Annotated in this window: 5 protein-coding genes; 2 read left to right on the top strand and 3 right to left on the bottom strand. The window is 70.7% G+C overall.

What is annotated here, in order from left to right; translation table 11 throughout:
- Positions 1-275 precede the first annotated feature (275 nt).
- Both AWC03_RS24025 and ricR read right to left on the bottom strand, forming a co-directional pair.
- Positions 276-1,508, bottom strand: coding sequence for an MFS transporter (locus AWC03_RS24025; RefSeq protein WP_085243207.1), 1,233 nt, complete (start codon positions 1,506-1,508; stop codon positions 276-278).
- Positions 1,509-1,642: 134 nt separating this feature from the next.
- Positions 1,643-1,933 (bottom strand): copper-sensing transcriptional repressor RicR, encoded by a 291-nt coding sequence (gene ricR / locus AWC03_RS24020; RefSeq protein ID WP_067925010.1) that lies wholly within the window; start codon positions 1,931-1,933, stop codon positions 1,643-1,645.
- 125 nt (positions 1,934-2,058) lie between these two features.
- On the opposite strand from ricR, the gene ilvD reads away from it, so the two are divergent.
- Positions 2,059-3,774, top strand: a complete 1,716-nt coding sequence (gene ilvD / locus AWC03_RS24015; protein ID WP_085243206.1) for a dihydroxy-acid dehydratase — start codon at positions 2,059-2,061, stop codon at positions 3,772-3,774.
- Between the two features lie 34 nt (positions 3,775-3,808).
- On the opposite strand, the gene AWC03_RS24010 is transcribed toward ilvD, so the two are convergent.
- A complete protein-coding gene (locus AWC03_RS24010; protein ID WP_085243205.1) occupies positions 3,809-4,249 on the bottom strand; it encodes an SPW repeat protein in 441 nt (146 codons plus the stop codon).
- Positions 4,250-4,408: 159 nt separating this feature from the next.
- Here AWC03_RS24010 and AWC03_RS24005 point away from each other — a divergent pair, with 159 nt between their 5' ends.
- A complete protein-coding gene (locus tag AWC03_RS24005) occupies positions 4,409-5,392 on the top strand; it encodes a nitronate monooxygenase (protein WP_085243204.1) in 984 nt (327 codons plus the stop codon).
- The last annotated feature ends 99 nt before the right edge of the window (positions 5,393-5,491 follow it).

Genomic DNA, 5,491 nt, shown 5'->3' with positions numbered 1-5,491 from the left:
GGCCGGGCGGGGCCGCCACGACACCCGGATCACCGGGGGCCGGATCCGGATCCGCCAGCGCCGGAGCAGCGCCCAACACCAGCGCCACGCCCATCACAGAAGCCAGTCCGGCTGCGTTCAGAGCGGCCCAACGCCTCCCTCGGGTCCAGCCCGACATATGCATCCCTCCACGCTCGAGTCCCTGACACAGTGTGGCACAGGGGGCACGCCAGCTAACAAATTCGACCCCACGGGGGCGGCCGCAAAACCCGCGTTTGCGCCGTTGAGCTGGCCAGCTATGAATCGCGTGAGCTTGTCGGCGCAACGTCGAACGCCTGGCAGTTGGCCGCCGTGCCGACCAGCGCCAGCGCCATCAAACCGGCCGACGCGGCCAGCATCAGGACGACGTTGCGTTCGTAGAGCAGGCCGCCCGCCAGCGCCCCCGCCATGATGCCCACCTGGAACGCCGTCACGTACAGCCCCGACGCCCCGTCGGGGTCGTCGGCCCCGCTGCGCATCGCCGCGGACTGCATCATCGGCGAGACCGCGGTGGCCATCGCCCCCCACAGCACGATCGAAGCCGTCCCGATCAGCGCCGCCGCCGCGGCGGGCCGGCCCCCGAGGGCCAGCGCGGTCAGCACGACGAACGCGGCCGCCAAACCGGCCATGCAACCGACGATGGCCCCCTTGGGCCGCCGGTCGAGGGGCCGCGCCACCAAGCCGACGGCCAGCACGCCCGCGGCGCCGTAGGCGGCCAGCACCCACGCCAGGTTCGGTCCGCGGACCCCGACGACTTCGCGGATGATCTCCACGATGTAGGTGTAGGAGACGAAATGGCCGGTCACGCCGACCATCGTGATGATGCTGACGATGATCAGCCGGCGGTTGCGGTGGTGACGCGACCGCGGGCCCACACACTTGAGCTGGTCCTCGGTGAGCACCATCTCCGGCAGCATCACCCGGGCCGCCACCGTGACGGCGGCGGCCGCCACGGTCACGCACACCACGGCCACGCGCCAGCCCCACATCAGGCTCATGGCCGCGGTCAGCGGGCTGCCCACCACCAGGGCCAGGCTGGTCCCGACGTAGATCGACATCGTCGCGCGGCCGGCGTGGCTGGGCGGCACCAAGCGGGTCGCGATCGGGGCGATGACCGACCACAGCAGGCCGTGGGTGATCGCGCAGAGCACCCGGCCGGCGGCCAGCACCGCGAAGTTGGGCGCCACCGCGGAGATCAACTGCGAGACGGTCAGGCAGGTCAGGCTCGCCACCAGCACCCGGCGGCGCGACAGGTGGGCGGTCCAGCGCACCAGCGGGATCGTGGTCAGGGCCGCCACCAGGGCGTACCAGGACAGCAGTGTGCCCACCACGACCAGGCTGACGTGCAGGTTGCGGGCGATGGCCGGCAGCGCGCCGACGGGCAGGATCTCGGCGGTGACATAGGTGAAGGCCGCGGCGGCCAGCACAACGAGCTGAGCCGCGATCCGTGGGGTCCACGTTCGCGCGGCGGCGTTGGTTTCGGCTGTCATGGGGTCGGTGTCGGCCGGGTTACCCAGTTCTTGGGTTGTCGCGCCTAATGCGATCACACTGCCTTACCGTACGGACCGCAACCGCGGCTCCCCCCGTATCAGGGCCGGAATCCGGGTCTCAACTATGTCACCAATCAGGAACGAACGAGGCGCGCGATGGCGGCAGAGGCCTCGGCGAGCTTCTCATCGGCGTCGTCGCCGCCCTCCGCCACGGCGCGGGTGACGCAGTGGTTGAGGTGCTCGTCGAGCAAATTCAACGCGACCGAACGCAGCGCGCTGTTGACGGCGCTGATCTGGGTGAGGACGTCGATGCAGTACTTGTCTTCCTCGATCATCCGCGCGATGCCGCGCACCTGTCCCTCGATGCGCCGCAGCCGCTTGGCGTAGTTGTCCTTCTGCTGCGAATATCCGTGCGCGTTCGTCATGCGTCCTTCACCTCTGCCCGTACACCCCGCCGCGCGTGGCCGGGCGGCGTCCCGAATCCACTTTATACCCCGCCCGGGTATGACCCGCGCATTTGCCGTCCGGCCAGGTCACGCATACTTGCACGATGGCCACAACACCCGATACAGCCGCAGTCACCGACATCAAACCCCGCAGTCGTGACGTCACCGACGGCCTGGAGAAGGCCGCCGCGCGCGGCATGCTGCGGGCGGTCGGCATGGGCGACGAGGACTTCGCCAAGCCGCAGATCGGGGTGGCGTCGTCGTGGAACGAGATCACGCCGTGCAACCTCTCGCTGGACCGGCTCGCCACGGCGGTCAAGGAAGGCGTCTTCGCCGCCGGCGGCTACCCCCTCGAGTTCGGGACGATCTCGGTGTCCGACGGCATCTCGATGGGCCACGAGGGGATGCACTTCTCACTCCCGTCGCGGGAACTGATCGCGGACAGCGTCGAAACCGTCATGCAGGCCGAGCGCCTCGACGGCTCGGTGCTGCTGGCCGGCTGCGACAAGTCGCTGCCCGGGATGTTGATGGCCGCCGCGCGGCTGGACCTGGCGGCGGTGTTCCTCTACGCCGGCTCGATCCTGCCGGGGGTGGCCAAGCTGTCCGACGGCAGCGAGCGCGAGGTCACGATCATCGACGCGTTCGAGGCGGTGGGCGCCTGCGCCCGCGGACTGATGCCCCGCGAGGACGTCGACGCCATCGAGCGGGCGATCTGCCCCGGCGAGGGCGCCTGCGGCGGCATGTACACCGCCAACACCATGGCCTGTTCCGCCGAGGCGCTGGGCATGTCGCTGCCGGGCAGCGCGGCGCCGCCGGCGACCGACCGCCGCCGCGACGGGTTCGCGCGCCGCAGCGGTCAGGCCGTCGTCGAGCTGCTGCGGCGGGGCATCACCGCCCGCGACGTCCTCACCAAGGAGGCCTTCGAGAACGCGATCGCGGTGGTGATGGCGTTCGGTGGCTCGACCAACGCGGTGCTGCACCTGCTGGCCATCGCCCACGAGGCCGACGTCGACCTGTCGCTCGACGACTTCAGCCGGATCGGGTCGAAGGTGCCGCACCTGGCCGACGTCAAGCCGTTCGGCCGCCACGTGATGTCCCACGTGGACCACATCGGTGGCGTGCCGGTGGTGATGAAGGCGCTGCTGGATGCGGGGCTGCTGAACGGGGACTGCCTGACGGTGACGGGCCAGACCGTGGCCGAGAACCTGGCCGAGATCGCCCCGCCGGACCCGGACGGCAAGGTGCTGCGTGCGCTGAACAACCCGATCCACCCGACCGGGGGCATCACGATCCTGCGGGGATCGCTGGCGCCCGAGGGCGCGGTGGTCAAGACGGCCGGCTTCGACTCCGAGGTGTTCGAAGGCACGGCAAGGGTTTTCGACGGCGAGCGCGCGGCGCTGGACGCCCTCGAGGACGGGACGATCACCAAGGGCGACGTCGTGGTGATCCGCTACGAGGGCCCCAAGGGCGGGCCCGGCATGCGCGAGATGCTCGCCATCACCGGCGCGATCAAGGGCGCCGGCCTGGGCAAGGACGTGCTACTGCTGACCGACGGCCGCTTCTCCGGCGGCACGACCGGCCTGTGCGTGGGCCACATCGCGCCCGAGGCGGTCGACGCCGGACCGATCGCGTTCGTGCGCGACGGCGACCGGATCCGCCTGGACGTCGCCAACCGGGTGCTCGACGTGCTGGTCGATCCGGCCGAATTCGATTCCCGCCGAGAGGGTTTCACCCCTCCCCCGGCGCGTTACACGACCGGCGTACTGGCCAAGTACGTCAAGCTGGTGAGTTCGGCGGCGATCGGCGCGGTCTGCGGTTAGGCCCGATCGCCGCCTGGCTCAAGGGATTTGGCGACTATGCGTGGGCGGCCGCCGCGCGGATGCGCCTGCCGAAGTAGGCGGCGTTGAGGCCCAGAACCGTCAGCAACGCACCGGCGACGACGTTCGACCACATCGTGCCGGCGGTCAGCGCGACGCCCGGCAGGACCCACGGCGAGACGATGGCCCACACGCCGAGCACCGGCATCGTCCAGGTCAGGCCGTGCGCGCGGTCGAGAGCCGTTGCGAACCCGTACGCCAGGAACGCCGCCGCGATCCCGACGATCAGGTTGGACGTGGCGAGCGATGCCGTCGCGCCGAATCCCACCATCCACGGTGACGCGGCCACGTACAGGCCCGTCAGCAACGCCAATCCGAAGGTGACGTGCGCACTCATCGACTCGGCGGCGCGGTCGTAGTTCGCGCGCAGAGCCAACAAATCCGGGTGGTGATCGATTGATGAATGGACTGTACTCATTTTGTGACCTTTCTGTTATGCAGCAAGCCTTTTGAGCCGACTGCACCCATCCATCTGCCGTCAAGGTTACGCCCGGCCGCCGCGCGGCAGCAACGAAATGCAGACCGTCCGGAACCGGCACCCGGGGCGGGATTGACCGGCCGCGTAGCGTCGTAAGACATGGACATCGCGGATCGCCTGCGCCTCGACGTCCCGGTGGCGCAGGCCGGCATGGGCGGTGGGCTGGCGGGTGCGGCGCTGGCGGCGGCGGTCGCCGCAGCGGGCGGCCTGGGCACCCTGGGCCTGACCACGCCGCGCCAGCTACGCGCGGCCATCGACGAGGTCCGCGAACGGGTTCCGGGTCGCGCGGTCGCGGTCAACCTGTTGATGCCCTTCGTTCATCGCGCACACGTCGCGGTCTGCGTCGAGACCGGCGTCGACGTGGTCGTGCTCGCCTTCGGGGAAAAGCGCGGGCTGGTCCGCGAGCTTCACGAGGCCGGCATCTTCGTGTTCGTGATGGTCGGCACCGCGGCGCAGGCGAGCGCCGCGATCGGCTGGGGCGCCGACGGTTTGATCGCCCAGGGCCGCGAGGCCGGCGGCCACCTCGTCGGGACCATGCCGGCGCTGCGGTTCCTGCCGCAGGCGCTGGCGGCGGCCGGCCGCCGCCCGGTCCTGCTCGCCGGCGGTATCGCCACCCGCGCCGACACCGCGGCCGCCCTGGCCGCCGGTGCCGCCGGGGTGGTCGCGGGAACGCGGTTCCTGATGACGCACGAGGCCAACGCCAACCGGGAGTACCAGCGGCGAGTGGCCAACGCGGACAAGACGATCGAGACCAATCTGTTCGGCCTGAGCTGGCCGCTGCGGCACCGCGTCGTGCCCAACGCCGCAACGCGGCGCTGGTGCCGCGACGATGGCTGGGCGAAGGCCTTACCGGCGGCCATCAACTCGGCGAGCCGCCCCCTGGCCGCGCTGGGCTACTTCGACGCCGGCGCCTTGATGCGCCTGCAGTCGCCGCGCCGGCCGTGGTTCACGCCGCTCGCGCCGCTCGCCGCGAAGCCCGATGCCTGGGTGGACCGGTCGGCGCTGTACGCGGGCGAGACGGCGCTTCGCATCGGCGAACTCACCTCGGCCGCGCGGGCGGTGGCCGACCTCAGCCCGCGCTGACGGGCTAGTGTCCTGAGTCATTAATTGCAATCTAGTTGTTAGACTGGGTTGTGCCGACGCCTCATGCCGCCGAGATCGTGCTGTCCGCTGGGGAGCGGG

Source organism: Mycobacterium europaeum, assembly GCF_002102155.1.
GTDB classification, from domain to species: domain Bacteria; phylum Actinomycetota; class Actinomycetes; order Mycobacteriales; family Mycobacteriaceae; genus Mycobacterium; species Mycobacterium europaeum.
This window is presented reverse-complemented; position numbering and strand designations above follow the sequence as displayed.